This is a genomic window from Sphingosinithalassobacter tenebrarum, assembly GCF_011057975.1.
Lineage (GTDB): Bacteria > Pseudomonadota > Alphaproteobacteria > Sphingomonadales > Sphingomonadaceae > Sphingomonas > Sphingomonas tenebrarum.
Window position 1 is genome coordinate 2,935,805 of record NZ_CP049109.1, and the last position, 25,113, is coordinate 2,960,917.

The window sequence follows — 25,113 nt, forward strand, 5'->3', positions numbered from 1 at the left end:
AGGTGAGCTTGCTCTTCGCTCAACGAGCAGCGCGACCGGGCGCTTTATCCATCGAGTGACTTCCTGGTCCTCGAACGAAGACGAATGCCAGCGCCCCCAGGATAGCGATATTTTTGAGCAAAGGACCTGTGTGACCTGGGGCGATATGGATCGCAAGAGTTATCGGAACGAGGGTAAGAAATAACGCGGTGCATGAGAGCCGGGTCATCCACCCCAAGGCCAGTGATGTTCCTGCACCGATGAAAACCAAGCCAGACAGCCACAAAAGAATGGACGCATCTCCAATTAGAGCAACGTGATCTTTCCATGGCGACAATGCCATCCGGCCCAGCATATATTCATGCGCAAGAAAATGCCCCAATCCGCCTATGATGAATATGAGGCTCAAACAGAGGCGGAAGACCGGATCGATCAATCGCACTTTTGCGGCCCATGTCGCTAGGCTGTTTTCCATATTCCGGATCATAGAGTTCTTTCCCCCTCAGGTTGATACGTCGATGGCAGACTTATTGGGTGCGCGGACCAGTTTCTTCGGGAGGCGTCTGTGGTTCACCCAAAACGTTGACCGGCAGTTTCAGATAGATCGTACCGTTTCCTTCTGCGCGAGGCATATTCCCTCCGCGAATGTTGACCTGGATTGATGGCAGGATGAGGCGCGGCATACCCAGCTGGTTGTCGCGCTCCTCACGCATGGCTACAAATGCATTCTCGTCGACCCCGGCATGGATATGAATGTTGCTGTGCTTTTGTTCTTTCACCGTCGTTTCCCATTGGTGCTGCGAGCGGCCCTCCGGCAGGTAGTCGTGGCACATAAACAGCCGCGTCTCCTCCGGTAGCTCGAAAATCCGGCGAATAGAGCGATAGAGCGTGCGTGCATCGCCGCCGGGAAAATCGGCCCGCGCCGTGCCGTAATCGGGCATGAACAGCGTATCGCCGACAAAGGCGGCGTCTCCGATAACATAGGTCATGCACGCGGGCGTATGTCCCGGCGTATGGAGTGCCTGGGCCGATATGGCGCCTAGGTCAAAGCTGTCATTATCGGCAAACAAATGGTCGAACTGGCGTCCATCGCGTGGCAGGTCCACTCCGGCATTGAATATCGGCCCGAAGGTGTTCTGCGTGACGGTGATCTCGCTACCAATAGCAAGTTTGCCGCCTAGTGCGCGGCGGATGTAGGGTGCGGCGGAAAGGTGATCGGCATGGACATGGGTTTCCAGGATCCACTCGCACTTGAAATCCATTTGCCGGACGAATTCGATCACTTTATCGGCGGACTTAGTCGCCGTTCGCGCCGCTGCGGCATCGAAATCGAGCACCGGATCGATCACCGCGCACGCCTTGGTTGCAGGATCGGACACGACATAGGTCACGGTGTTCGTGTTCGTGTCGAAAAATGCCTCTATGTCGGGTTTCATCGAATAGTCTTTTCGTATGCTGGTTGAGAGCGGTTCTGCGTAGGTCAGTCCTGCGCCCGGTCGACGTAATTACGGACGAAGTTTTCCAGCGCCGGTTCGTCGCACACGAAGCCCATATCCGCCGCCTTCTGTAGGGTCGCATCGCCGCTCATTCCCTGCTGCGACGCCAGATGCATTATTGTGAAGGCTCCTGCGCGCTTGCCCGAGGCGCAATGGACCAGCACCGGCTTCGGAAGCGCTTCGACACTGGCCCTGAACTCATCGACGAGCTCGTCCGATATGGTGCCGCCCGCCACCGGCAAGTGACAATATTCAAGGCCGAGCGATGCCACCACTTCACCTTCGCGGTCCGGGGCGAGAGGCTGATCCGCCTCATCCTGGCAGCGCAGGTTGACGACCGCCTTGTAACCATCCTCCGCCAATGCGCGCAGGTCGCCCTCGGAAGGCGGAGCGGTCGAGACGGCGAATCTGCCATTGAGGATCTTGATTTGGGTCATAAGGCATCATCCTGGTTCAGGTTCAAAGGTCCGGGTCCGCGATTGCGCGGCAGCAGATTACGATTGACTTTATATTCATACCTTCGCATATATGCAAGTATGAAAGCCGAAGATATTCGCGATCAAGCCGAAAAGGCGGTGGCATTGCTCAAGGCGCTGGGCAGCCACAACCGCCTGATGATCGCCTGCCAATTGGTTGAAGGCGAGCGCAGCGTGGGCGAGCTGGCCGAACTGCTGGAACTTCGGGAAACCGTGGTTTCGCAGCATCTGGCGCTTATGCGGAAGGATGGCCTGGTCGCAGCGCGGCGCGATGGCCGCACGATCCATTATTCGCTTTGCGGCGATGCGCCGCGCCGGGTGCTGGAAACGCTCTACGCCATCTATTGCAGCTCCGCCGACGATACGACCGGTCCAGCAGACGGCCATTGAACAGGCTTTCAGTTATGTTGGACAATCCCGGATGATGGATATCGGCGTCATCGTGGCGCTCCTATCGCTTACCTCGGGCCTCCTCGTGGGCTTTTCGCTTGGACTACTCGGCGGTGGGGGATCGATCCTCGCAGTGCCGTTGCTTGTGTATGTCGTCGGTGTTCACGACACCCATGTCGCTATCGCCACGTCCGCTGCTGCGGTGGCGGCCAGCGCCTTGGCAAACTTATTGTTCCATGCGCGAGGCGGCAATGTGAAGTGGCGCTGCGCAGGCCTATTCGCAGCATTCGGCGTTGTCGGAGCTGCCGCCGGATCAAGCCTGGGAAAAATTACATCGGGCGATCTGCTTTTGGGCCTGTTCGGTCTGGTGATGATTGTCGTCGGCCTCTCGATGCTGCGCGAGAAATCGGGCGGATCCGACCCGGATGTCCAGCTCACCCGAGCCACGGCGCTGCGCCTCACCCCGCGCCTCGCGTTCGGAGGATTGCTGGTAGGCGGACTGTCCGGTTTCTTCGGTATCGGCGGGGGCTTTCTGGTGGTGCCGGGTCTGGTTGCCGCGACGGCCATGCCGATTCTCAACGCGATCGGCTCCTCGCTGGTCTCTGTAGCCGCTTTCGGTACGACCACAGCCGCCAATTACGCCCTCGACGGACTCGTCGATTGGGAGATTGCCGCGTTTTTCATCGGCGGCGGCGGTATAGGCGGCTGGCTGGGTACTCGCGCATCGAACCTGTTGGCTAAGCGCAAACGAGCGCTGAACTTTATATTCGCGGCGGTCATCATCCTCGTTGGCATCTTCATAAGCGGCCAATGGGCGATAACAGCCATAACGTGATCGCTGCCTTTTCGAACCGAATTGTCCGAAGGATCAACACTGCTGTTCACCGGGCGAAGCTCAAGCCGCGCAGACGCAGGGCGTTGCCGATCACAGACACCGAAGACAAGCTCATCGCCGCTGCCGCGATCATCGGGCTGAGTAGCACTCCGAAGAATGGAAACAGTACGCCTGCTGCGACCGGAATGCCGAGCGTATTGTAAGCGAAGGCGAAAAACAGGTTCTGCCGGATGTTGCGCATCGTTCCGCGCGACAGCACGGTGGCCTGCACCACTCCTGTCAAATCACCACGAACCAGTGTGACCCCGGCGCTTTCGATCGCCACATCGGTACCAGTGCCCATGGCAATACCAACATCGGCGGCAGCCAGCGCAGGAGCATCGTTGATCCCGTCCCCGGCCATGCCGACCCGGCGACCTTGCGCTTTCAGCTCTTCGATCTTGCGGTGCTTGTCTTCGGGCGAGACATTGGCGTGTACCTCGTCGATACCCATTTCGCGCGCGACCGCTTCGGCAGTGCCGCGGCTGTCGCCCGTGAGCATAACGACCCGGATATCGCGCTTGTGCAGAGCCGCAATGGCCGCTGCACTGGTAGGCTTGATCGGATCGGCCACCGCGATGAGCCCTGCCGGACGGCCATCGAACGCAACGAACATCACCGTCTGACCCTGCTTGCGGCCATTTTCGGCCGAGCCGAGCCAGGCCTCGTCATCGATCCCGACGCGCCGCATCATCTTTTCGTTGCCGATCGCAACCCGGCCCCCCTGGACATTGGCTTCAACACCTTCCCCGGTCGTCGAAGCGAGATCCGTGGCATTGGCGGGCGAGACGCCGCGCGCTTTTGCGCCTTCGACGATGGCATGGGCCAGCGGATGCTCGCTGCCCATTTCGACACCTGCAACCGCTGCCAGGAATTCAGTTTCGTCGATGCCGTCTGCAGGCTTCACCGCCACCAGATCGGGCTTGCCTATCGTCAACGTGCCGGTCTTGTCGACCACCAGCGTATCGATCTTCTCGAGTGTCTCCAGCGCTTCGGCATTGCGGATCAGGATGCCGTGCTGGGCACCCTTGCCTGTGCCTGTCATGATCGACATCGGCGTAGCGAGGCCAAGCGCGCAGGGACAAGCGATGATCAGGACCGCAATGGCATTGACCAATGCGTAGGCAAGCGCAGGGGCGGGACCCCAGATTGCCCAGACCACGAAGGTGGCGATGGCGATCACAACCACCGCAGGCACAAACCAGCCAGCCACCTGATCGGCGAGCCGCTGGATCGGTGCGCGGCTGCGCTGCGCGTCGGCCACCATCTGGACGATCTTGGACAGCATCGTGTCCTTGCCCACGCCGGTTGCGCGCATGACGAACCCTCCAGTCTGGTTGACCGTGCCGCCGATGACAATGTCGCCAGCCTGTTTGGCGACCGGAAGCGGTTCGCCGCTGATCATGGATTCATCGATCGCGCTCGATCCCTCCTCGATTTCGCCATCGACGGGAACCTTGTCGCCGGGTCGAACGCGCAGACGATCGCCTGTGGTTAGCTGATCGAGCGGCACCTCGCGCTCGTCGCCTGAGCCAAAGATCTTGACCGCGCTGGGCGGTGCCAGCTCGAGCAGTGCGCGCAAGGCGCTCGAGGTCGAACCCCTGGCCTTGAGCTCGAGGACCTGTCCGAGCAGAACGAGCGTCGTGATGACCGCTGCCGCCTCGAAATAGACCCCGACCCGTCCCGAATGGTCGCGGAACGCTGCAGGGAACAGATCGGGCGCGACCGTCGCCACGACGCTAAAAAGATAGGCGATGGCCACGCCGAACCCGATCAGGGTGAACATGTTGAGATTGCGCGTCTTGAGCGACTGGATGGCCCGAACGAAGAACGGCCAGGCGCCCCATAGAACCACCGGGGTTGCGAGCGCAAATTGCGCCCACTGCGCCCAGGCCGGTTCTATCAGACGGTCGAAACTGAGCCCCGGTGCCATGTCGCTCATCGCATAGACGAACAGAGGCAGCGTGAGCAGCGCGCTCCACCAGAACCTACGCAGCATGTCGACCAGTTCGGGGTCGGGGCCATCGCCCAGCGAAACGGTTTCCGGTTCGAGCGCCATGCCGCAAATCGGGCATGAACCCGGCCCGGGCTGGCGGATTTCAGGGTGCATCGGACAGGTGTAGATCGTGCCTTCGGGCACATCCTCGACCGCGTCGAGATGCGCGCCCGAGAGATAGAGCTCGGGATCGGTGACGAACTTGTCGTGACAGCGCGGCGAACAGAAATAGTGTGTCGCGCCCTCATGCGTCGCGATATGCTGAGCCCCGTCGATTGCAACGCTCATGCCGCATACCGGGTCGATCGCGGTACCCTCGATCACACTCTGGTCCTTGCTCATCGCCTGTCCTTCCTAGCTCTTCACGACTACGAACTGCCCCATCATGCCTGCATCCTCGTGTTCGAGAATGTGGCAGTGATACATGTAGGGCAGGTCTGGGTCGGTGTGTTCTTCAAAACGCAGGAGAAGGCGTACCTGCTCGCGCGGGTTGACGATCACGGTATCCTTCAAACTGGTTTCCAATGGTGGGGGCGCTCGGCCATCGCGGTCGATCACACGAAACTGGACGTTATGGATATGAAACGGGTGGGCCATCATCGAAGCGTTGGCGATCTCCCAGATTTCCCATTGGCCGACTGGCACACGTTCGTTGATCACATTCATGTCCATCGCAGCACCGTTAATGGACATTCCGCCGCCCATCATGCCCATGTCGAGAACGAAACGCCGGGTTCGGACGGCTGACGACGGGTCGGTTGGAGCAAGCGATGCCAGTTGTGTCGGCACCCTGATGCGCTGGGCCGAACTTGCCGGCCTGATATCGAGGATTTGAAACACGTCTGCGGAAGCATCGCCGCTATCGCCGCGCCCCATCATCCCGCCGCCCATCATTCCGCGTCCGCCCATCATGCCCATGGCGTTTTCGGGACTGCTGGCAAGAAGGCGAAGCGGGCGTCCTTCCGAGAGATCGATAATTACCTGCGCGCGCTCCCCCGGGGCGAGCCTGACCGAGCGGACGATGTGCGAACGATCGAGCAAGCCGCCATCGCTCGCGATCAGTTGCATCGAACGATCACCTTCGAGCGAAAAATCGTAAAGGCGGGCGTTCGATCCATTGAGGATGCGCAGCCGCAATTGGCCTGTCTGTGCGTCGAACACAGCGTTTTCAGTGCCGTTGACGAATATCCGGCTCCCGCGCACGCCCATCATCCGCGCGTGCATACTCAGCGGGTACACCAAGCGGCCGGATCCATCGATCACGCGGTCCTGCACGATCAGCGGAATGTCGTCGACGCCATAGTCGCTCGGCAAGTCGAGGCGCTCTTCCTCGTCGTCGCGAACATAGATCGGTGCGGCGAGCCCGGCATAGACCTGCGGCCCGGCTCCGCGCTCCAAGTGTGAATGATACCAGTAGAGCGAAGCCCGCTGGCGAACTTGGAAAGAAGGCCTCCAGCGTTCGCCGGGACGGATCAACTGATGCGGTCCGCCATCGGCTGCGGCAGGAAGTTCGAAACCATGCCAATGGACCGTAGCGCCTTCGGCCAGCTTGTTGTCGATATGGAACTGCACCCACTCGCCCCGGCGCATTTCCAGCGTCGGTCCCAGATAGGGTGCGTCGATGCCGATGGTGGGCGAAGCAACACCGGTGACGAATTCCTTCTGGCCTGGGGTCAAAGACAAGCGGAAAACCCGTGCGCCCTGCTCAATCTCGCCACGCTGCAAGGGCGGTATAGCGAGCAAATTGGATCCGTCAGTGCTGTCCAGCATCGATGCGTCTTGCGCTTTGCATCCCGCAAGCGGGAACGCGGCAAAGCCTGCAGCAGCAAAACCAGCGCTTTTGATCAGTGTGCGGCGGTCCACGGGGAATGCCTGGGTTATGCGGGGTGTCCGGATCATGCTCCTCCTGTTTCGCGATGGGCGGCACCAGATTTGCCTGGCACCGCCCAACCGATTTACTCCTTCGTGATCGACGTGATCACACTGCCTTCAGAACCAGTACGAAATTCAAAGGCAATGCCCTCACCGACGCTTACTTCGCTGCGCAGTTGCTCATCGGCTTCGAACGCCATGGTCATTGCCGGCCATTCGATTGCGGGAACCGGGCCGTGGTCGACGGTGATCGTACCCGCTTCGGCGTCGATGGCGGTGACGGTGCCTTGCGCACTCGCGGACTGCATTGCGTTGCCGGTATCCGCCATCGGCATATCCTGGCCGTCCATCATCATTGCATCTTCAGCCATCGGCATGTCCTCCATCTCGGCAGTGTCCTGGCCAGAATCGCAGGCTGCCAGCGCCAGCGGCGCGGCCAATAGGGTTATGAGGGTTGTGTGACGCATTCTTCTTCTCCTTGGGGTTGGGTTGGCCGTTCCGGCCGGGGACGACGCAGCAACAGATAGGCTGCGGGAAGCACGAACATGGACAGGAGCGGCGCGGTGATCATCCCGCCGATCATCGGCGCGGCGATGCGGCTCATCACTTCGGAGCCAGCCCCAGTGCCGATCAGGATCGGAAACAGGCCGGCGAGGATGACCGCGACGGTCATTGCCTTGGGCCGGACGCGCAACAATGCCCCTTCACGGATGGCGGCGGAGACTTCCTCCGCATCCGGGTCCTCACCGCGCCGCTCCAGCGCAGCTTTCAGATAGATCAGCATGATGACGCCAAATTCGGCTGACACCCCGGCCAGCGCGATGAAGCCGACGGCGGTCGCGACCGACTGGTTGTATCCCATCAGGTAAAGCAGCCAGAAGCCGCCTGTCAGCGCGAACGGCAAGGTGCCCATGATGAGCAGCGCCTCGTCGAACCGGCGGAAGATCAGGTAAAGCAGCAGGAATATGATCGCGAGCGTAGCCGGAACGACGATCTGCAGACGTTCGTAGGCCCGCGTGAGATATTCAAACTGCCCGGCATAGGACAGGCTGACGCCCGGAGGCAGATCGACCTCGGCCGCGATAACCTCCTGCAGATCGCCAACCACAGAAGACAGATCGCGCCCGCGCACATCGATATAGACATAGCTTGTGGGACGGCCCTGTTCGCTCTTGAGCATGGGCGGGCCGCTGGTCACACGCACCTGCGCAACGGTACCAAGCGTGATCTGCTGACCAGACGGGGTCAGCACCGGCAGATTGCGCAGCTCGTCGACACTGTCGCGGATCTCGCGCGGATAGCGAACATTGATCGGGTATCTTGCGAGGCCTTCGACTGTACGGGCCACATTGGCACCGCCAATTGCGCCGGAGACGATCTGCTGCACGTCGGCGATGTTGAGACCGTAGCGGGCCGCTTCCAGCCGGTCGATATCGACATCGACATAGCGGCCTCCCGACAGCCTTTCAGCCAGCGCAGAACTGACGCCGGGAATGTTCTTTGCCGCCTGTTCGATCTGGAGCGCGACGCGTTCCAGCTCGCCGAGATCTTCGCCCGAAACCTTGACCCCGATCGGGCTCTTGATCCCGGTTGCGAGCATGTCGATCCGGTTGCGGATCGGCGGCACCCAGACATTGGCAAGGCCAGGCACCTGCACGGCGCGGTCCAGTTCCTCGACCAGCATATCCGGTGTCATGCCCTCGCGCCACTCATCGCGTGGTTTGAAGCGGATGGTCGTCTCGAACATTGTGAGAGGGGCGGGATCGGTGGCGGTATCGGCGCGCCCGGCCTTGCCGAACACGGTTTCGACTTCCGGTACGGTCATGATCAGCCGGTCGGTGCGCTGTAGCAGCGCTGACGCCTCTCCGGGAGACAATCCAGGCAGGGCGCTGGGCATGTAGAGCAGGTCGCCTTCGTCGAGCGGCGGCAGGAATTCGCCGCCAAGCCGCGAGAAGGGAACGAGCGTGGTCAGGAAGACCAGCCCAGCGATGACCAAAGCGGTCTTCGGGCGGCGCATCACCCAGTCTAGCCCGGGCCGATAGGCCCGGGTCAGCACGCGATTGACCGGGTTGCTGTCCTCTGCCGGAATCTTTCCGCGCACCAGCCATCCCATCAGCACCGGAACCAGAGTGATCGACAGGATCGCAGCAGCCGCCATGGCATAGGTCTTGGTAAAGGCCAGCGGTGCGAACAGCCGTCCCTCCTGCGCCTGCAAGGTGAACACCGGCAGAAACGACAAGGTGATGATCAGCAGGCTGAAAAACAGCGCCGGGCCGACTTCCTTCGAGGCATCCGCGACGATCCGCCAGCGCTCCTGGACGGACAGAACCGTGTCAGGGTTCTCCTCGGCCCAGCGCTCCAGATGCTTGTGGGCGTTCTCGATCATCACCACCGCAGCATCGACCATCGCGCCGACCGCGATGGCGATCCCGCCAAGAGACATGATGTTCGCGTTTACGCCCTGAAAGCGCATCACGATGAAGGCCGCGAGCACGCCGAGCGGAAGGGTGACGACCGCGACGAGTGCCGAGCGCGCGTGCCACAGGAACAGCAGGCACACCAGGGCAACGACAATGAATTCCTCGATGAGCTTGGAGGTCAGGTTTTCGACCGAAGCATCGATCAATTGCGAACGGTCGTAGGTGGTGACGATCTCGACCCCTTCGGGCAGGCTTGCCTGCAATTGTTCGAGCTTCGCTTCGACCGCCGCAATTGCGCTGCGCGCATCGGCGCCCTGGCGCAGAATGACGATACCGCCGGCAACCTCGCCTTCGCCGTTGAGTTCCGCAATGCCGCGCCGCAGCTCCGGGCCGATCTGGATATTGGCCACATCGTCCAGCGTTACCGGAGTGCCGCCCGCTTCGGCGCGCAAGGGTATGCTGCGAAAATCCGCCAGCGTGCCGAGATAGCCCGAGGCACGGACCATATATTCGGCCTCGCCCATTTCGACGATAGAGCCCCCGGTTTCCTGATTGCCTGCCTGCACCGCGCGGACCACTTGCGCGTGCGTCACGCCCAGCGAAGCCATGCGATAGGGGTCGAGCACGATCTGGTACTGCTTGACCATGCCGCCCACGCTGGCGACTTCGGCGATGCCGGGAATGGTTTTCAGCTCGTAGCGCAGGAACCAGTCCTGCAGGCTCCTGAGCCCGGCCAAGTCGTGACCGCCGCTGCGGTCGACCAGCGCATATTCGTAGATCCAGCCCACCCCGGTTGCATCAGGGCCGAGTGTGCTCTGAACCCCGTCGGGCAAGCGGTTCTGGACCTGGTTCAGATACTCCAGAACGCGAGAGCGCGCCCAGTAGAGGTCGGTCCCGTCCTCGAAGATCACATAGACGTAGCTGTCTCCGAAAAAGGAATAGCCGCGCACGGTCTTGGCACCGGGGACCGACAGCATGGTCGTGGCCATCGGATAGGTCACCTGGTCCTCGACGATACGGGGCGCCTGACCTGGATAGTTCGAGCGGATCACCACCTGTACATCGGAAAGGTCCGGCAGGGCATCGACGGGCGTCGTCCGTACCGCCCAGAAACCGGCCAGCGCCAACCCGATCGCTGCCAGCACCACGAAAAAGCGGTTGGCGATCGAGCTATCGATGATGCGCGCGATCATTGGCCGATTTTCCGGATCGAGACGATGCGCGGCCCCGTACTGGCTTGCACAAATGTGAAGGAGACCCGGTCGCCGCGCGCAAAACCGCGCAGCTGTTCCGGTCCTTCGCTGGCAAAGGGCATGGTCATTGCCGGCCATTCGAGCGCAGGCACCGGACCGTGGCGCAAGGTCACGCTGTTGGCGTTTATGCGCTCGATCGTCCCGGTCGCGCGATAAGTCTGCGGTTCATCTGCATCGTCCGACCCTCGGTCTTCGCTCGCACCGGATGGTGCCTGATCGACGGGACGCACGTCGATGCCCGCAAGGCTGGCTTCGGAATCGAGCAGGAACTGGCCCGAGGTGACCACTCTCTCTCCTGCAGCCAGCCCGGCAAGGACTTCGGTCCGTCCGTTCGCTTCGCGGCCGATACGGATTTCGGCGGGCCGATAGCCGCCACCTCCCTGCGCGATCATCGCCAGGGTCCGCTCGCCGGTGCGAATGACAGCTTCCGAAGGGACCAGCAGCGCTTCGCGCCGTTCAGGCGCGAGCATCACTTGGGCAAACATTCCCGGCTTGAGCCGCAGGCCCGGATTGGGCATCGCTGCCCGCACGGTTATCGTGCGGCTCGCATCTTGCGCGCTCGGCAGAATGGCGATGATGCGTCCGGCAAACCGTTCGCCGGGAAAGGCAGTGAGCGTGGCGCTCACCGGCTGCCCGACACGCGCGTTGCCAGCCAGTGCCTCGGGTACCGCCGCCTCGAGCCAGATCGGACTGTACCCGCTGATCTCGGCCAGCGATTGGCCCGCCGCCACGGTCATGCCCGGCCTTACTGCGAGCGACGTGATCGCGCCCGATTGCGGTGCTGTGACGGTGATGATCGTTTGCGGTCTTCCGCTTCGGGTGACCGAGGCGATCATCGAGTCCGGCATGCCAAGCAGCCGCAGGCGCTCGCGGGCGGCCCGGGTCAACGCTTCGTCGCCGGTTGCGGCAACAGCAAGATACTCGTTTTGTGCGCCGCCCCATTCGGGCACAAGAATGTCGACGATCGGAGCGCCTCTGGCAATCAGGTCCTGCGGTGCATGGCCGTAGGTCCGCTGAACATAGCCGCCGGCGCGCGGCTGAACGATCGCCATCTCGCTGCCGTTATATGCGAGCGTGCCGGTGACGCTGATTTCAGGCTCCAGCACGCCATATTCCGCTTCAGCAGTCCGGATCCCGAAATTCTGGACGAGCGTCGAATCGATACTCACACCCCCGGCGCCCTGCGCGTCGCCGCCCGCGCATTTGGGGACCAGCTGCATGTCCATGAAAGGAGATTTGCCCGGCTCGTCGAAGCGCTGGTCAGGGACCATCGGATCGTACCAATAGAGCACGTCCTCGCAGCCCGTATCTGTCGCTGCATCGCCGCCGCTCTCGCTGCCGAGCATTGAGAGACCGTAGCCCGCCAACAGACTGACCAGAGCAATACCAAGTCCAGCCGCATACATGCGCTGGCGCGGTGTGAATCGTTCGAGCGCGGAGTTCATGGCCTGCTCTCCCCGTAGGTCAGTCGCAGCCTCACCGCCGCCTCGACAGCTGCCTGTTCGCGCTCGAGTATCTCCAGTTCGAGCAGCGCGAGCGCGGATTTCGCCGCAATCACATCGACGAGATCGGCACGCCCGGCCGCGAAACTCGCTGTATCGAGGTCCGCGCGGTCGCGCGCCAGCGGAAGAAGCTCGTCACGCGCGCGTCCCCATTGCCGCACTGTGCTGCGCCAGGTTGCCAGATCAGCTTCGAAACCGGCAACCAACGCGCGCCTGCGATCCTCGCGCTCGGCCGATGCGGCAGCGGCTTCGGCTTCGGCAGCGGCAATGCGCGGATTCTGCCGCCGGTCGGTAAAGATCGGCAGTGTAATGGACCCCATGATCGACACCGCATCGCCGAAATCAGGATTGCGGCGACCATAGGTGACGCTCACCCCGAAATCGGGTCGTTTCTCGGCGCGTGCGAGCGCGACACCGGCTTCGGCCCGGCCTCGTTCGGCATCGGCCAGCAGGATTTCGGGATTGCTTTCGAGCTCGAACCGCAGCTGCTCCTCATCGAGGACAGCCGATGGCGCGGCTCCCAAAGCAACCGGATCTGCGAGCGGTATATATCGGGAAATCTGCGCTTGCGCAGTCTCGCGCTCGGCTTCGATAGCGGTAATCGCGTCTTCAATTCCGAGTAGCTCGCGCCGGATTGCCAGGCTCTCCGCCGGGCGGGCCGACCCCGAAGCAACTGCACTGTTGGCAACCGGAACGAATGCTCTCAGGTCGTCCAGCGCAGCCTGGGCAAGATCAAGCCGCGCTTGCGCATAATGGAGCCGGACCCAGGCCGTGCCCGCATCGGCGAGAAGAATACGCTCGGCCATGCCAAGGCGTGCCTCGGCGAGCCGCACTTCCGAACTGGCAACGCCGAACCTCGCCCGTCGACGGGCGAGATTTGGGATTTCCTGCTCGATACCGATTGCGATCTGCGTGGGGAGTTGCCGGTCTGGGTCGAACGCGGCAGGTCCGGTCACAGGAAGGTTCATGATACCTGCGCGTACGCGCGGATCGGGAAGCTCATCCGCCGCTTCCGCTGCCTCGCGCCGCGATTGTACACGCAGCGCGCCAGCTTCCAGAACGGGTTGTTCGCCTCGTGCTACCGCCAGTATTTCCTCGTATCCGACAGACTGTGCTTGGGCAGTCTGCGCGGCGAGCAGGGCCGAAAACGGCACCCAGCCAATGCGCCAATCCATAATTCTTACTCTTTCAAAGCGAGCTGACCGGGAAGGGCCACGGCGCACGCGGGCGAGCAACCGGGCGCTGGGCCTGTTTATCCGTCAAGCTCGCAAGCGGCGCGATGCACCGCCCGGGAAATGCTAGATGGTGAGCTGGGGTTGTGGAGGTGGCGATTCCGGCGGTAGCGGCTGGCTCTCGAGCCTGCTGGCACTCGCGGAAAGGTACTGAGGCGCAACAAAAAGCGATTCTGTTTGCGCAAGTCCCGCAGCGGTGAGCGCCAGCGGCGGGAGACAATTCATAGCAACAAGACAATCGAGTGTCATCTCGCGGCAAGGCCCGTGCTGATCGACCTTGTCCTTATCGGCGATCACCTGCCCGGGCATTGGGTGATTGGGCATGCCTTGCACCATTTCAGCGCAATCAGTCGTTCCGGCCACTTCAATCTGCGGAACAGCTGCCTGTGCTGCGACCTGCACAAACAGGCCGAAGCTGAAGCAGATCAAAGTAAGAGCACGAATATACGTCACCGGTTTGGGATAGTCCGAACGCATACGACGTGCAAGTCGGTTATCAGGCTGAAGACAAAGGCCAGATTTATGTTTTCGCTTCAGCAAACCCGAAGCCCAAACCTATTGCCCAAATTTGCCTAACAGCAACCTGACTTTGACGCTTCCTCGGTGGGTTCCGATACCTCACGCACCAGATCGCCGGTCTCTTTTTCGTTCGCATGCCGAGCAATGTCGGCTTGTGAAACGATGCCGCAACATTTGCCACTCTCGTCCACAACAGGAAGCCGCCGAACTTTGTTGTCCTCCATTTTGCTGCGACAATCATCGACACTCGTGTCGGGTGTCACAGTAATCGGAGAGCTTGTCATCACGTCTTCTACCGACGTGTCAGAAGACTTGCCGTCTGCAACGCAGCGACAAGCAATGTCACGATCGGTAATCACACCGACAAGTGTGCCGGAATCATCTACAACCGGAATTTCGCCGCAGTCGTTTTTCACCATGAGATTAGCGGCCTCCCGTACACTGGTCGAAGGATTGCAGCATGCAGGATTCGAGGTCATCACATTCTTGGCTTCCATGATATGTCTCCAATTTCTATTAAATACCTGAATATTTGCGTACCATTGCAACGGCGAGGCGCCGGATAATGTTCCTCTCGCATTTCCGGATGAAATCGATATGGACGAACGGGCACGGTCATGCCGAACGAAAGCTGTAGAATGGCATTCGCCACCTCATGGAAGGCGCTAGCATCTGAATAGGCCTTACCCAGAAGCCCAGGAATACAGAAGTATGGGTCCGCCGAGAGGCGTGAGGCACAGGCACCGGCCCGCTTCATTGCTCTTCACAGTCTCCGCTGCGATAGCCGCCCTAATGCAAATGTCTGCCCGCTTTATGAAGAATTCGCGGCCATCTCTCGTCTCAGTCTTCATGATGTTGAAGATCGGGTAGCAGCGATAAGTCACTGCTCTTTCAATAGACCGTGTGCGGGACAATCATCGAACGCTCCTATCGATCTGATCGAAAACCACCCTCTGGCCAATTCCAGACGGCCATTTTTTCAAAGCTCATATCCGCCATCGTGTAGGCGATCCCGCCGACACCAAGGCCGGAGCGGCGCAGGCCTGCAAAGGGCATCCAGTCCACGCGGAATGCCGTATGGTCGTTCACCATCACAGCCGATCCAGCCAGAGAGCCGATGCTATGATTGGCGATTGACAGCCGATCGGTGAATACAGCGGCCTGAAAGGCGTAAGGCAGGGCATTGGCCTGCTCGATAGCCAGGTCGATATCGTCATAGCCATACACGCAGATCACGGGGCCGAAGATTTCTTGCCGGGACACATTGGCACTTTCGGGAGGATCGAGAATGACGGTCGGAGAGAAAAGAGTGTCACTCAGACGGCTTCCCCCGCACACCAGGGTGCCGCCTGCTGCGATGGCATCATCGACCCAGCGTTCGACGCGGTCGACTTCCTCCGTCCGGATCAAGGGGCCGCATTGGGTTTCAGCAACGGCGGGATCGCCCACGACGAGCTTTTCGGCAGCTCGCCCTAGGTCATTGGCGAAGTCTTTCAATTCTGCAGCAGGGACGAATACGCGCTGTACGGAAACGCAGACCTGACCCGAATGATAGAACCCGCCTTTGAGCAACGAGGCGATCACTGCTGCGCGCTCCACGCCGCTGTCCACGATTACCGGCGCCGCACCGCCGTGCTCGAGAGCAATGCGGGTTCCCGGCGCCAGCTTCGAGCGAAGCATCCAGCCGATTTTCGCAGAACCGATGAATGAGAAGAACGCCGTGCGCGAATCGGTTACCATTCTTTCGGCGATGTCGTTGCCGCAAGGTGCGAACCGGCACCAGGCCTCAGGCAGGCCGGCTTCATGGAGAATGCTCACGAAGCTCTGGCATGACAGAGGTGTTTCCAGCGCAGGCTTGATAAGAACGGGGCACCCGGCTGCTACCGCCGGTCCAACCTGATGGACGATCAGGTTGAGGGGGTGATTGAATGCCGAGATCGCCACGACAGGACCGATCGGCTCGCGGAATGTATACGCCGTCCTACCCGCACCCGCTTCTGTCAGGTCCATGGGGATCTCGTGGCCCCCGCCATCGCTCAGCGCCTGAACGCACAAGTCGACGCTATTGATCGCGCGACCGGCTTCCACCCGCGCATCGACCAGGGGCTTGCCGCCCTCCCTGACGATCTGGAGAGCCAGTTCTTCGGCTCGTTCGCGCATGATATCCGCCGTTCGCCGGAGGATGGCGATACGCTCATGCACAGCAAGCCAGCAACTGCGTTCGCGGTGGAGCAACTGCGCTTCATTCAGCCATTCATCGATTTGAGCCCAGTCGACAAGCGCCACTTCTGCAATCGGCGAGCGGTCGAAGGGATTGTGAACGATCGTTTTCATAGCTCGCACACCTTCGCGCCGAGTTCGTCGATCAGCACTTTCTTGTTTTCGGAATAGTCGACGGGCAGGTCGACAAGGTGCACGCCGCCAGCCTCGAATGCGGCGTTCAGGACCGAAACCAGATCCGCGCTTCGCTCGACACGGTGGCCGGTCGCTCCATAGCTCTTGGCATAAGTGACAAAGTCGGGATTGGAAAAGGTCAGGCCGTAGTCCGGAAAGCCGAGCTGGCCCTGCTTCCACCGGATCATGCCGTATGCCGCGTCGTTCAGGATGAGCACGACGAGGTTCAGGCCAAGCCTGACGGCCGTTTCCAGTTCCTGCGAGTTCATCATGAACCCGCCATCGCCGCACACCGCGAGAACCCTGCGCCCGGGCGTGAGAATCGCCGCCATCATGGCGGATGGAAGGCCCGCGCCCATCGTCGCCAATGCATTGTCGAGCAGAATGGTGCCAGGCTCATGAGCGATGTAGTTTCTAGCGAACCAGATCTTGTAGATGCCGTTGTCGAGCGCGACGATATCATCGCGTGCCATTACGCTGCGAACGTCGGCAACGACGCGTTGGGGAACCATTGGAAAACGGTCGTCGTCGCTGGTTTCGGAAATGTGCGAAGCAATCTCGTGATGCAGGGCGGTGTAGTAGCTGCGATCACACTGCAAGTTGCCATCCAAACGGTTTCCCAGCCGCTCGACCGAACCGGCAATGTCACCGATGACTTCCAGCTGCGGGAAATAGACCTGATCGACTTCGGCCGCCTTGTAATTGATATGAATGACAGTCTGACCGTCCGGCTCCATGAAGAATGGCGGCTTCTCCACCACGTCGTGACCGATATTGACGATCAGATCGGCCTTCTCGATCGCGCAGTGAACATAATCGTCCGAAGATAGGGCCGCGGTGCCCAGATAGAGTTCGCTATCTTCGTCGACCACGCCCTTGCCCATCTGGGTGTCGAAAAAGGGAAAACCGGTATCGGACACGAATTTCCGCAGCGCCTTCGAAGCGCGGCGGCGGTTTGCTCCGGCTCCGATTAGCAGCAGTGGCCGCTCAGCCGCGATGATCCGCTCGGCCGCTTCGTCGAGCGCCGCATCTCCGGCGACCGCATAACGCCTTTGATGCGGCGGTATGACCGGTTCGATCGTTTCCTCTTCAGCAATATCTTCCGGAAGCTCGAGCAGCACAGCGCCCGGTCTTTCTTCCTGAGCAAGTCGGAAACCTTCGCGAACGAGCGAGGGGATGCGATTGCCGTTCACGATCTGGGTCGAAGCCTTGCATAGCGGAGTAAACAGCGAAACAACGTCGACAATTTGGAACTGCGCCTGTTTCGATGTCTTTATCGGTTTCTGCCCGGTGATGATGATGAGCGGAAAGGCCCCGAGCGCGGCATAGGCCGCCGGAGTTGTCAGGTTCGTCGCACCAGGCCCGAGAGTTGCGAGGCAAACCCCCGCCTTGCCGGTCAGACGGCCATAGGTCGCCGCCATAAAGCCCGCACCTTGCTCATGGCGCGTCAATACCAATTCGATTGAGGACGTGCGCAGGGATTCCAGCAGGTCGAGGTTTTCTTCGCCGGGAACGGCAAAGATGTATTCCACCTTTTCAGCCTCTAATGCAGCGATAAACAAGTCAGAGGCTTTCATTTTCGATATTCCCTTTTCAGAAGCATGAATGCCCTACGGCAATGCTTTCTCACTACAACCGCAAAGAGAGTCACAGACGCAAGGAGCCTCGCCTCATTCGCACCATGCCGTTCAGCGAATGTTCTGAAATGCGCGTAGCCGCAAAAAGTATCCTAAAAACATGACCTTTGGATTTGGCAAGAAGGTAGGGACTCCGTTTCTTGACATTCCCACCGCCGCAGTATGAGTCCGCGATCCACCTCGTGTGCCCCCACGCGAAACCGGTGCAATTTGCGACATCGGCGAAAATGTTTTGCTTGCCCATCAAGGCATGGCGGAGACAGATATTTTCCCGCGCTGGGATCACGTGCCGATGACATTCGGATGCCTGAATGGCTGGGCCAGTGATCGGCGGGACAGTTGACCTCTCTGCATTGACATGATCGATGAGTACCGGGCCCAGACCTGATTTCTATCGTCCAGAGAATCAGAGATATCTGCCGATCATCCAAGGAACCAATATGTACCGAAGTCTTGGTCTTTCGATCGCCGTCGCAGTCTTCGCGAGCGATCTCATTTCAAAATGGCTTATTGTGAATGTGGTCATGGACCCTGCCCGCGTGATAGATGTTTTTCCATTCTTCAATCTGGTGCTCGGATATAATCGCGGTGTTACATTCGGCCTCCTGAGTTCCGGCAATCCAATCGCGCCCTATTTGCTGTCCGGGTTCGCGCTTCTTGTCGTGGGCGTTCTGGCCAGATGGCTCTGGCGCAGTACCGTACGCCTCGAATCCGCCGCGATAGGTTCGATCATTGGCGGTGCATTGGGTAACGTTGCCGACCGACTGGCGGACGGAGCGGTCACCGATTTTCTCGACTTCTATGTCGGCGGCTATCACTGGCCGGCGTTCAATCTCGCGGATGTCGGAATAGTCCTTGGAGTGGCATTGTTTCTCGTTACCTGGTGGTCCGGAGAAACGCAGCGCGACGATGGCACCGCGCCGAAAGTGTAGATTCTGCGCTTTTGCCAAGGCAATCTTCAGGCGGATTTTCTAGCAAGCCCGCCGATGATGCCGCAGTCGGTGGCAGTGCCCCCATCGCAGGCCCGTGCCAGGCCGATCAGTTCCTGTCTCATCGCCTGCAGCTGTTCGATCTGCTCTTCCACCCGGCGCAAATGATTTCGTGCCAAAGTCGCAGCGTCCTTGCAATCCCGGTTTGGTGCGTCCGACACTTCGAGCAGCGAGCGAACTTCGGACACCGAAAAGCCCAAACCCCGAGCCCGCCGGATGAATGCGAGCCGTTCGACATCGGCGTCTGCGTAAATCCTTCGTCCCGACTGGGAGCGCGGAGCGGGCTTCAGAAGACCGATCTCTTCATAATAGCGAACGGTGTTGACTTTGGTCCCGGTCGCGCGGGCAATTTTTCCTATCTGCATTCTTTAATCCTCGATGATGGCCATCGCAGGGTGTGTGTCTCCGCGACGCAATCGCACATCGGCCGTCAGACTTTCTGCGAAAGGTGCGCAGAAAGTCCTTGATCCTCCAGTAACTGGAGATTGTAAAGCTCAAAAATCATGAGTTTAGATGATTCGGAAGACTGTGGTTGCACCGGCGACCCCGAGAGGGCGGTTGACGATCCGCAATACCGCCGCGCGCTTTGGATCGTGATTATCCTCAATGTCGGTTTCGGCATGATCGAGCTGGCCGCCGGGTTTTTAGCCGCGAGCCAGGCGCTCAAAGCCGACGCGCTGGATTTCCTTGGCGATGGCTCGATCACCTTCATCGGACTGCTTGCGCTCGGATGGACGGCATCGACGCGTGCTCGGGTGGCGCTCGCGCAAGGTTTGTTTCTGGCGGCGCTTGGTGTGAGTGTGATCGGCGCGGCGATCTGGCGCATGTTCGATATGGTGCAGCCGGAAGCCGGCATCATGGGCTGGGTGGGTTTTGTCGCCCTGCTTATCAACCTTGCCGCCGTTTTTGTGCTCGCTCGCTTTCGCAAAGGAGGCGATGCTCAAGCGCGCGCGATATGGCTATTTTCACGCAACGATGCCCTGGCCAATGTCGCGGTCATCGTCGCAGCCGGTTTGGTTTATTGGTTGGGAAGCGCATGGCCTGATATCATCGTGGCCGCTGCGATTGCGTTTTTGTTCCTCCATTCGGCTCTCGAAATTATCCGCCATGCGCGCAGCGATATGAAAACGCAGCAGATTGCATGATGAAATATTTGGCGCGCCTGTCCGGCATTTGCCTGGCCCTTCTGTTGTCGTTCGGCAGCGCGCAAGCGTTGGCGGCAGAACCCAACACGATCTGGCGCCTGCTCGATTACATGGCGGTAGATTATGCAGCTGCCGTCGAGGACGGCGAAGTCGTCAACGAAGTCGAATATGAGGAAATGGTCGAATTCGCCGGTACGGTACGATCGGGTATTGCGGAATTGCCTGAACGCCCCGGTCGCGTTCGGCTAGAGGCAAACGCGAAGCAACTTGAAGCCGATATCCTCTCGATGGCCCCCGTTGATCAAGTTGCCACGGCAGCCAGAAAGCTCGCTGCGGATCTCCTAGCCATCTATCCGATCACGCTCTCGCCTTCGAGGGCGCCCGATCTTGAGCGCGGAAGACTGCTGTACCAGGAGACTTGTGCCAGTTGCCACGGGGTGTCAGGAAACGGTCGCGGGCCGGCGTCTGCGGGCCTTGATCCACCGCCGATCGCATTTACCGACGTCGATCGCGCGCGTCAGCGCAGCATTATGGGTCTCTATCAGGTTATCGACCAAGGGATCGATGGCACCGCCATGCCCGGTTTCTCGCAGCTCTCCTCCGACGATCGTTGGGCCCTGGCCTTCTATTCGGGATCCGTCGCCTTTGAGGCGGTCGACGAAGGGGCGCGTCTATGGAAGTCAGATTCCGAACTACGCAAACGCTTTCCCGATCTTGCCGCTCTCACGAAGATCACGCCGGACGAACTGGCAGGAGAGATCGGGCAAGTGCGCGCGGACGCGCTCATGGCCTATCTTCGGGCCAACCCGTCGGCGATCGCCGATGCAGCGGGGCCTCTTGGCATCACACGTACCCGGCTCGCAGAAGCTGAACGCGCCCACGCGAACGGGAATATTTCCCGGGCCAAGGAGCTCGCACTGTCGGCATATTTGGACGGGTTCGAACCCGTCGAACCGATATTGGCGACACGCAATCCGGATCTTCTGGTGCGTATCGAGAGCGGGATGATGGACTTGCGTGCAGCCATCGACGCAGATCTGCCGACCTCTGCGATAAGCGAACGGATCCGGGCCATCGAGGGTTTGCTCGTACAGGCTGAAAATGTCCTTGCGCCGGAATCTGCGACGGGCTGGTCAACCTTCGTGGCATCTTTCGCGATCCTCCTCCGCGAGGGTCTGGAGGCATTGCTGATCGTGATCGCCATGATCGCTTTCGTGAGGAAGGCGGGACAGGATCGGGCATTGCGATTTGTTCATGGCGGGTGGACCGGTGCGCTGGTGGCAGGCGCGCTTACTTGGCTTGCGGCGACCTATCTTCTCGACATCAGCGGTGCCGGCCGGGAATCGATCGAGGCATTCGGTTCGCTGATTGCAGCGCTGGTCCTTCTGTCGGTTGGCGTCTGGATGCACGGAAAATCACAGGCAGACAATTGGCAGCGCTATATCCGCGACAAGCTTGGCAAGGCGCTTTCGCGCGGATCGCTCTGGTTCCTGTTCGGGATCGTATTCCTTGTCGTCTATAGAGAGGTCTTCGAAACCATCCTCTTTTACGCTGCGCTGTCCGCTCAGGGAAGTACGGGCTATCTGCTGGCGGGCGCTGCCACGGCCGGTTTGCTCCTTGTCGTCATCGCCTGGCTGCTGCTGCGCTACAGCCGGACGCTGCCGATCGGAAAGTTCTTTGCCTACAGTTCGGTGCTCATCGCCCTGCTTGCGATTGTCCTGATTGGCAAAGGGATCGCGGGCTTGCAGGAAGCGGGTGTGATCGGAATTGCGCCGATAGCCGGCGGTCCGCGACTAAGTATGCTTGGAGTTTATCCGACGTTCCAAGTGATTGGCGCTCAACTTGCAATGGCATCCGTACTTTTACTTGGTTTCTGGATTAATCACACCCGAGCATCAAACAATGACCGGTCACGCGATGCAGTGTGATATTATATCTTTCTATTACGGCGTTTGTGTCGACCCAGGTCGGTACATGAATAGCGCATTTGTTCGTTCTTATGCATTGAGCTGCGCGACGGCTTCGGAATTCGAAGAGAATATCGACTTGTGCCATGTGATTGGTCCTGCTAGCGGGGCCAAAGTGTCATGACCCTCCGTATGCCCCTTCTTGCCTTGAAGCCGTTTTTCGCCATGCTGATTCTCTTCGGCCTGGTGTTCAGCGTAAGCGTGGACGCGGCGGTATGCGGGCCTGAAATTGGCGAACTTACAAGTGTCGAAGCTGCAAGTAGCGAGACTGGTCAAGACTTGCCGGACAGCCCGAATGAGCAGCATGGCATCTGCGCCCACGGCCATTGCCATCATGGAGTCCAATTTGCAGGCAATGCGGATATCGGGGCCGGTGAGCGTTCATCCGGTGCACAGCATTTCTTCGAACCCGTCGGCCTGACTGCAGTCCAGCAAGCGATTTTGACGCCCCCTCCTCGAATCTGACGTCCAGTATTGCCGCCGCAATGTCGGCGCGCATTCGGCATGTCAGTAGAGGAAAAATCAATTCATGTTTGCCATTATTTGGCGAGGCGCCCTTTTTGCAGGGCTGAGCCTCGCAGTACTGCCCGGTGCGGTGCGTGCACAAGAACGCGCGGTGTTGACGCTCGACGAAGCTCTCGCGCGTGCGGGTGTGGACGAAAGCGCGCAGGTGCAATCAGACAATCCGCGTTTGATCGGGCCGCAGGCCGAAACGGACGCGGCACGCGCGCTTATCGATCAGGCACGGCTTCGGCCAAATCCTGAGCTTGCCTTTGAAGCGGAGAACATCGCAGGAAGCGGTGCCTTTTCAGGGCTGCAAGCAACCGAATATACGCTGTCTTTGAGTCAGCGCCTCGAGCTAGGCGGCAAGCGGGGCGCACGCATTCGCTCGGCCGAGGCCGAGGCGCGCGTGGCAATGCTTTCTGGAGAATTGTCGGTCGCTGAGCTGAGTCGCATGGTGCGCGAACGCTACATCGAGGCGGTCGCTTCAGCTGCGCGACTGGAACTTGCCCGCGACGTAGTCGAACGCAATCGCGAACTCGCGCGTATAGCTGGCCTGCTTGTCGAAGTTGGCCGCGAGCCGCCGCTGCGCTCGCTTCGTGCAGAAGCGGCCCTTGCTGAAGCCGAGGCGGAGTTTGAAGCCGCGCGAGCTTCAGAGATAGCGGCGCGGAGCGCGTTGGTGGCGCTCTGGGGTGAAACGTCCCCTCCCCCGGACGTGCCATCGGCGTTTCCCGGGATCGAACCTCCTGCGATGCTTCTTGCATCGCCTTCTGCTTTGCGTCTCCAAGTCGCGCGTGCCGAACGCGAGGCGGCGGACGCTGCGATCGACAGGGAGCGCTCTTTGGGTGTTCCCGATCCGGCCATCTCCGCCGGTGTCAGGCGGTTCGAGGAAAGCAGGGATCAGGCCTTCCTAGTGGGCGTCTCGATTCCCCTTCCTTTCCGCAATCGCAATCAGGGTAACATCGCCGCTGCCGAGGCCCGCTTCCGCGCGGCCTCCGCACGCGAGGCTGTCGCCCGCGCGGATTTCGAACTCGAAGTAACCCAGGCGCGCGGCCGCTTTCTCGCCGCCGAGGCTCGTGTAGAGACTCTGTCCCAAACCTCCCTGCCTCAAGCGGAAGAAGCCTTGCGCCTCGTCCGGATTGGGTATCGCAACGGCAGGTTCCCGCTGATCGAGGTTCTGGCTGCGGCCGAAGCCCGCGATGCAATCCGAGAAGCCTTGATCCAAGCCCAGGAAGATCGCGGTCGCCTGGCGGCGCAGTTGATCTGGCTTGGCGCCCAATGAGGAAAATACCCATGAACCGTAAGCGTTTGGCCGTACTGATCGGCCTGATCATTCTTGTTTTTGCGGCTGCTGTAATGCTGTGGCCGGACAACGGCGCAGAACCGCACAGCGAAGAGGAAACCGAAGAAAGCGATCTCCCGGAAGGACTGGTCCTACTCGGCGAAGAGCAGATTCGAAGCTCCGAAATCATGGTCGAGACCGTTGGTGAGGGCTCGGCGGTAGAGCTAGTGTTCCCAGCCACAATCGCCGCTAGCCCCACAGGCAGCGCGCGGATCGATGCGCGAGCGGCGGGCGTGGTGCGGAGCGTTCAAAAAACGCTGGGTGATTACGTCCGGCAGGGTGAAACCATTGCGCGTATCGAAAGTGCGGAAGCGGCAGCTTTGGCATCGCAATTGAGCGCGGCGCGCGCGCGCGTCAACGAATTGTCAGCCGCCTATGAGCGCGAACGCCGGCTTTTCGAAGCCAATGTTACGGCGCGGCAGGATCTCGAAGCGGTGCGCGCCAATCTCCAGGTCGCCCAGTCAGAACTGTCCCGCGCGCAGGCAGCGGTTGCGGCAGCGGGCGTGAGTGGCGACGGTCGGTCTTTGGCGGTTACCAGCCCTCTTGCAGGACGGGTAACGGCGGCGCCTATTGTCCTTGGTTCGTTTGTCGATGCGGGAGAGGAACTCTACCAAATCGTGAATCCTAATGCGATGCAGATCGAAGTCGCGCTCCCCTCTGCAGAAGCGAGCCGTATTCAGCCAGGCGATGAAGCCACGCTGGAACTTGCAGAAAACCGCGAGATCGGAGCGCGGGTCCGCTCCGTCACGCCATCGCTCGATCCTGAGAGCCGCAGCGCGACGGCAGTCCTTTCGCTCACGCGGTCCATCCCCGGTCTTCAACCAGGTGCCTTCCTGCAAGCGCGCATCCGACCTTCGGGCGAGGTCGACACGGGCCGCATGTCGGTGCCCGAAAGCGCGGTGCAGTCACTCGACGGCCAGGAAGTGGTTTTCGTGCGCACGCGCCGCGGCTTCCAGACCCGTCCGGTGGTGACCGGCGCACGTTCCGCAGGCCGCGTGGTGATCGAATCCGGTCTCGAAGCGAACTGGCGGATCGCAACCGAGAATGCCTTCCTGCTCAAAGCCGAACTCGAAAAAGAGGAAGCCGAACATGGACACTGATCGCATGCAGGAAACGGAGCACTCGCACC

Annotated in this window: 22 protein-coding genes; 8 read left to right on the forward strand and 14 right to left on the reverse strand. The window is 60.4% G+C overall.

From position 1 onward, the window contains the following. Positions 1-19: 19 nt before the first annotated feature. Genes G5C33_RS14490 through G5C33_RS14500 form a run of 3 tightly spaced genes read right to left on the reverse strand, consistent with a single transcriptional unit; the run spans position 20 to position 1,912 of the window. On the reverse strand, positions 20-466 hold the full coding sequence (locus G5C33_RS14490) for a DoxX family protein (RefSeq protein WP_081432281.1): 447 nt from the start codon (positions 464-466) through the stop codon (positions 20-22). Between the two features lie 40 nt (positions 467-506). Then, entirely contained in the window at positions 507-1,415 is a 909-nt protein-coding gene (locus G5C33_RS14495; protein WP_010412746.1) for an MBL fold metallo-hydrolase, read from the reverse strand. Between the two features lie 44 nt (positions 1,416-1,459). Further along, positions 1,460-1,912, reverse strand: coding sequence for a beta-lactamase hydrolase domain-containing protein (locus G5C33_RS14500; protein WP_010412743.1), 453 nt, complete (start codon positions 1,910-1,912; stop codon positions 1,460-1,462). Positions 1,913-2,011: 99 nt separating this feature from the next. Between G5C33_RS14500 and G5C33_RS14505 the strand changes: the two genes are divergently transcribed. Continuing rightward, positions 2,012-2,341: an ArsR/SmtB family transcription factor gene (locus G5C33_RS14505; RefSeq protein WP_010412740.1), complete on the forward strand. Its 330-nt coding sequence runs from the start codon at positions 2,012-2,014 to the stop codon at positions 2,339-2,341. Positions 2,342-2,372: 31 nt separating this feature from the next. Beyond that, positions 2,373-3,176 carry a sulfite exporter TauE/SafE family protein gene (locus G5C33_RS14510; RefSeq protein WP_010412736.1) on the forward strand — a complete coding sequence of 268 codons (804 nt, stop codon included), beginning with the start codon at positions 2,373-2,375 and terminating at the stop codon, positions 3,174-3,176. 46 nt (positions 3,177-3,222) lie between these two features. Here G5C33_RS14510 and G5C33_RS14515 read toward each other — a convergent pair whose 3' ends face one another. From G5C33_RS14515 to G5C33_RS14560, 10 genes are all read right to left on the reverse strand, one after another. Beyond that, positions 3,223-5,553, reverse strand: a complete 2,331-nt coding sequence (locus G5C33_RS14515) for a heavy metal translocating P-type ATPase (protein ID WP_010412733.1) — start codon at positions 5,551-5,553, stop codon at positions 3,223-3,225. 12 nt (positions 5,554-5,565) lie between these two features. After that, positions 5,566-7,110, reverse strand: coding sequence for a multicopper oxidase family protein (locus G5C33_RS14520; protein ID WP_049762430.1), 1,545 nt, complete (start codon positions 7,108-7,110; stop codon positions 5,566-5,568). 56 nt (positions 7,111-7,166) lie between these two features. Next, positions 7,167-7,550 carry a copper-binding protein gene (locus tag G5C33_RS14525; protein WP_225982093.1) on the reverse strand — a complete coding sequence of 128 codons (384 nt, stop codon included), beginning with the start codon at positions 7,548-7,550 and terminating at the stop codon, positions 7,167-7,169. Continuing rightward, the gene (locus G5C33_RS14530; protein WP_010412724.1) at positions 7,529-10,696 is read right to left on the reverse strand and encodes an efflux RND transporter permease subunit; all 3,168 of its coding nucleotides are present in this window, start codon (positions 10,694-10,696) and stop codon (positions 7,529-7,531) included. The genes G5C33_RS14525 and G5C33_RS14530 overlap by 22 nt, the downstream gene beginning before the upstream one ends. Next, positions 10,693-12,201: an efflux RND transporter periplasmic adaptor subunit gene (locus G5C33_RS14535; protein WP_011413841.1), complete on the reverse strand. Its 1,509-nt coding sequence runs from the start codon at positions 12,199-12,201 to the stop codon at positions 10,693-10,695. Before G5C33_RS14535 ends, G5C33_RS14530 begins: the two co-directional genes overlap by 4 nt. Then, positions 12,198-13,493 carry a TolC family protein gene (locus tag G5C33_RS14540; RefSeq protein WP_228275083.1) on the reverse strand — a complete coding sequence of 432 codons (1,296 nt, stop codon included), beginning with the start codon at positions 13,491-13,493 and terminating at the stop codon, positions 12,198-12,200. The genes G5C33_RS14535 and G5C33_RS14540 overlap by 4 nt, the downstream gene beginning before the upstream one ends. A gap of 63 nt (positions 13,494-13,556) precedes the next feature. Next, positions 13,557-13,967: a hypothetical protein gene (locus tag G5C33_RS14545; protein ID WP_010412715.1), complete on the reverse strand. Its 411-nt coding sequence runs from the start codon at positions 13,965-13,967 to the stop codon at positions 13,557-13,559. Between the two features lie 95 nt (positions 13,968-14,062). Further along, on the reverse strand, positions 14,063-14,506 hold the full coding sequence (locus tag G5C33_RS14550) for a CBS domain-containing protein (RefSeq protein ID WP_010412712.1): 444 nt from the start codon (positions 14,504-14,506) through the stop codon (positions 14,063-14,065). 430 nt (positions 14,507-14,936) lie between these two features. Next, positions 14,937-16,343 (reverse strand): aldehyde dehydrogenase family protein, encoded by a 1,407-nt coding sequence (locus G5C33_RS14555; protein ID WP_010412709.1) that lies wholly within the window; start codon positions 16,341-16,343, stop codon positions 14,937-14,939. Beyond that, complete coding sequence (locus G5C33_RS14560) at positions 16,340-17,980, reverse strand: acetolactate synthase large subunit (RefSeq protein WP_011413840.1); 1,641 nt, start codon at positions 17,978-17,980, stop codon at positions 16,340-16,342. The genes G5C33_RS14555 and G5C33_RS14560 overlap by 4 nt, the downstream gene beginning before the upstream one ends. Before the next feature lie 425 nt (positions 17,981-18,405). Here G5C33_RS14560 and lspA point away from each other — a divergent pair, with 425 nt between their 5' ends. After that, positions 18,406-18,972 carry a signal peptidase II gene (gene lspA / locus G5C33_RS14565; protein WP_225899969.1) on the forward strand — a complete coding sequence of 189 codons (567 nt, stop codon included), beginning with the start codon at positions 18,406-18,408 and terminating at the stop codon, positions 18,970-18,972. Positions 18,973-18,998: 26 nt separating this feature from the next. Here lspA and G5C33_RS14570 read toward each other — a convergent pair whose 3' ends face one another. Then, positions 18,999-19,394, reverse strand: a complete 396-nt coding sequence (locus G5C33_RS14570) for a MerR family transcriptional regulator (protein ID WP_010412699.1) — start codon at positions 19,392-19,394, stop codon at positions 18,999-19,001. A 138-nt stretch (positions 19,395-19,532) separates the two neighbouring features. Between G5C33_RS14570 and G5C33_RS14575 the strand changes: the two genes are divergently transcribed. The 5 genes from G5C33_RS14575 to G5C33_RS14595 all read left to right on the forward strand — a co-directional run bounded on the left by G5C33_RS14575 (position 19,533) and on the right by G5C33_RS14595 (position 25,084). Then, on the forward strand, positions 19,533-20,174 hold the full coding sequence (locus G5C33_RS14575) for a cation transporter (protein WP_011413839.1): 642 nt from the start codon (positions 19,533-19,535) through the stop codon (positions 20,172-20,174). Continuing rightward, positions 20,171-22,102: a cytochrome c/FTR1 family iron permease gene (locus G5C33_RS14580; protein WP_094063313.1), complete on the forward strand. Its 1,932-nt coding sequence runs from the start codon at positions 20,171-20,173 to the stop codon at positions 22,100-22,102. The genes G5C33_RS14575 and G5C33_RS14580 overlap by 4 nt, the downstream gene beginning before the upstream one ends. 159 nt (positions 22,103-22,261) lie before the next feature. Beyond that, complete coding sequence (locus tag G5C33_RS14585; RefSeq protein WP_137678721.1) at positions 22,262-22,606, forward strand: hypothetical protein; 345 nt, start codon at positions 22,262-22,264, stop codon at positions 22,604-22,606. Positions 22,607-22,670: 64 nt separating this feature from the next. Further along, the gene (locus tag G5C33_RS14590) at positions 22,671-23,924 is read left to right on the forward strand and encodes a TolC family protein (protein WP_010412683.1); all 1,254 of its coding nucleotides are present in this window, start codon (positions 22,671-22,673) and stop codon (positions 23,922-23,924) included. 11 nt (positions 23,925-23,935) lie between these two features. Further along, positions 23,936-25,084 (forward strand): efflux RND transporter periplasmic adaptor subunit, encoded by a 1,149-nt coding sequence (locus G5C33_RS14595; protein WP_011413836.1) that lies wholly within the window; start codon positions 23,936-23,938, stop codon positions 25,082-25,084. The last annotated feature ends 29 nt before the right edge of the window (positions 25,085-25,113 follow it).

What these genes read in the sequence shown, in the direction of transcription:
- G5C33_RS14490 (WP_081432281.1), bottom strand. Translation starts at nt 466, where the DNA reads ATGATCCGGAATATGGAAAACAGCCTAGCGACATGGGCCGCAAAAGTG.
- G5C33_RS14495 (WP_010412746.1), bottom strand. Translation starts at nt 1,415, where the DNA reads ATGAAACCCGACATAGAGGCATTTTTCGACACGAACACGAACACCGTG.
- G5C33_RS14500 (WP_010412743.1), bottom strand. Translation starts at nt 1,912, where the DNA reads ATGACCCAAATCAAGATCCTCAATGGCAGATTCGCCGTCTCGACCGCT.
- G5C33_RS14505 (WP_010412740.1), top strand. Translation starts at nt 2,012, where the DNA reads ATGAAAGCCGAAGATATTCGCGATCAAGCCGAAAAGGCGGTGGCATTG.
- G5C33_RS14510 (WP_010412736.1), top strand. Translation starts at nt 2,373, where the DNA reads ATGATGGATATCGGCGTCATCGTGGCGCTCCTATCGCTTACCTCGGGC.
- G5C33_RS14515 (WP_010412733.1), bottom strand. Translation starts at nt 5,553, where the DNA reads ATGAGCAAGGACCAGAGTGTGATCGAGGGTACCGCGATCGACCCGGTA.
- G5C33_RS14520 (WP_049762430.1), bottom strand. Translation starts at nt 7,110, where the DNA reads ATGATCCGGACACCCCGCATAACCCAGGCATTCCCCGTGGACCGCCGC.
- G5C33_RS14525 (WP_225982093.1), bottom strand. Translation starts at nt 7,550, where the DNA reads ATGCGTCACACAACCCTCATAACCCTATTGGCCGCGCCGCTGGCGCTG.
- G5C33_RS14530 (WP_010412724.1), bottom strand. Translation starts at nt 10,696, where the DNA reads ATGATCGCGCGCATCATCGATAGCTCGATCGCCAACCGCTTTTTCGTG.
- G5C33_RS14535 (WP_011413841.1), bottom strand. Translation starts at nt 12,201, where the DNA reads ATGAACTCCGCGCTCGAACGATTCACACCGCGCCAGCGCATGTATGCG.
- G5C33_RS14545 (WP_010412715.1), bottom strand. Translation starts at nt 13,967, where the DNA reads ATGCGTTCGGACTATCCCAAACCGGTGACGTATATTCGTGCTCTTACT.
- G5C33_RS14550 (WP_010412712.1), bottom strand. Translation starts at nt 14,506, where the DNA reads ATGGAAGCCAAGAATGTGATGACCTCGAATCCTGCATGCTGCAATCCT.
- G5C33_RS14555 (WP_010412709.1), bottom strand. Translation starts at nt 16,343, where the DNA reads ATGAAAACGATCGTTCACAATCCCTTCGACCGCTCGCCGATTGCAGAA.
- G5C33_RS14560 (WP_011413840.1), bottom strand. Translation starts at nt 17,980, where the DNA reads ATGAAAGCCTCTGACTTGTTTATCGCTGCATTAGAGGCTGAAAAGGTG.
- lspA (WP_225899969.1), top strand. Translation starts at nt 18,406, where the DNA reads ATGAGTACCGGGCCCAGACCTGATTTCTATCGTCCAGAGAATCAGAGA.
- G5C33_RS14570 (WP_010412699.1), bottom strand. Translation starts at nt 19,394, where the DNA reads ATGCAGATAGGAAAAATTGCCCGCGCGACCGGGACCAAAGTCAACACC.
- G5C33_RS14575 (WP_011413839.1), top strand. Translation starts at nt 19,533, where the DNA reads ATGAGTTTAGATGATTCGGAAGACTGTGGTTGCACCGGCGACCCCGAG.
- G5C33_RS14580 (WP_094063313.1), top strand. Translation starts at nt 20,171, where the DNA reads ATGATGAAATATTTGGCGCGCCTGTCCGGCATTTGCCTGGCCCTTCTG.
- G5C33_RS14585 (WP_137678721.1), top strand. Translation starts at nt 22,262, where the DNA reads ATGACCCTCCGTATGCCCCTTCTTGCCTTGAAGCCGTTTTTCGCCATG.
- G5C33_RS14590 (WP_010412683.1), top strand. Translation starts at nt 22,671, where the DNA reads ATGTTTGCCATTATTTGGCGAGGCGCCCTTTTTGCAGGGCTGAGCCTC.
- G5C33_RS14595 (WP_011413836.1), top strand. Translation starts at nt 23,936, where the DNA reads ATGAACCGTAAGCGTTTGGCCGTACTGATCGGCCTGATCATTCTTGTT.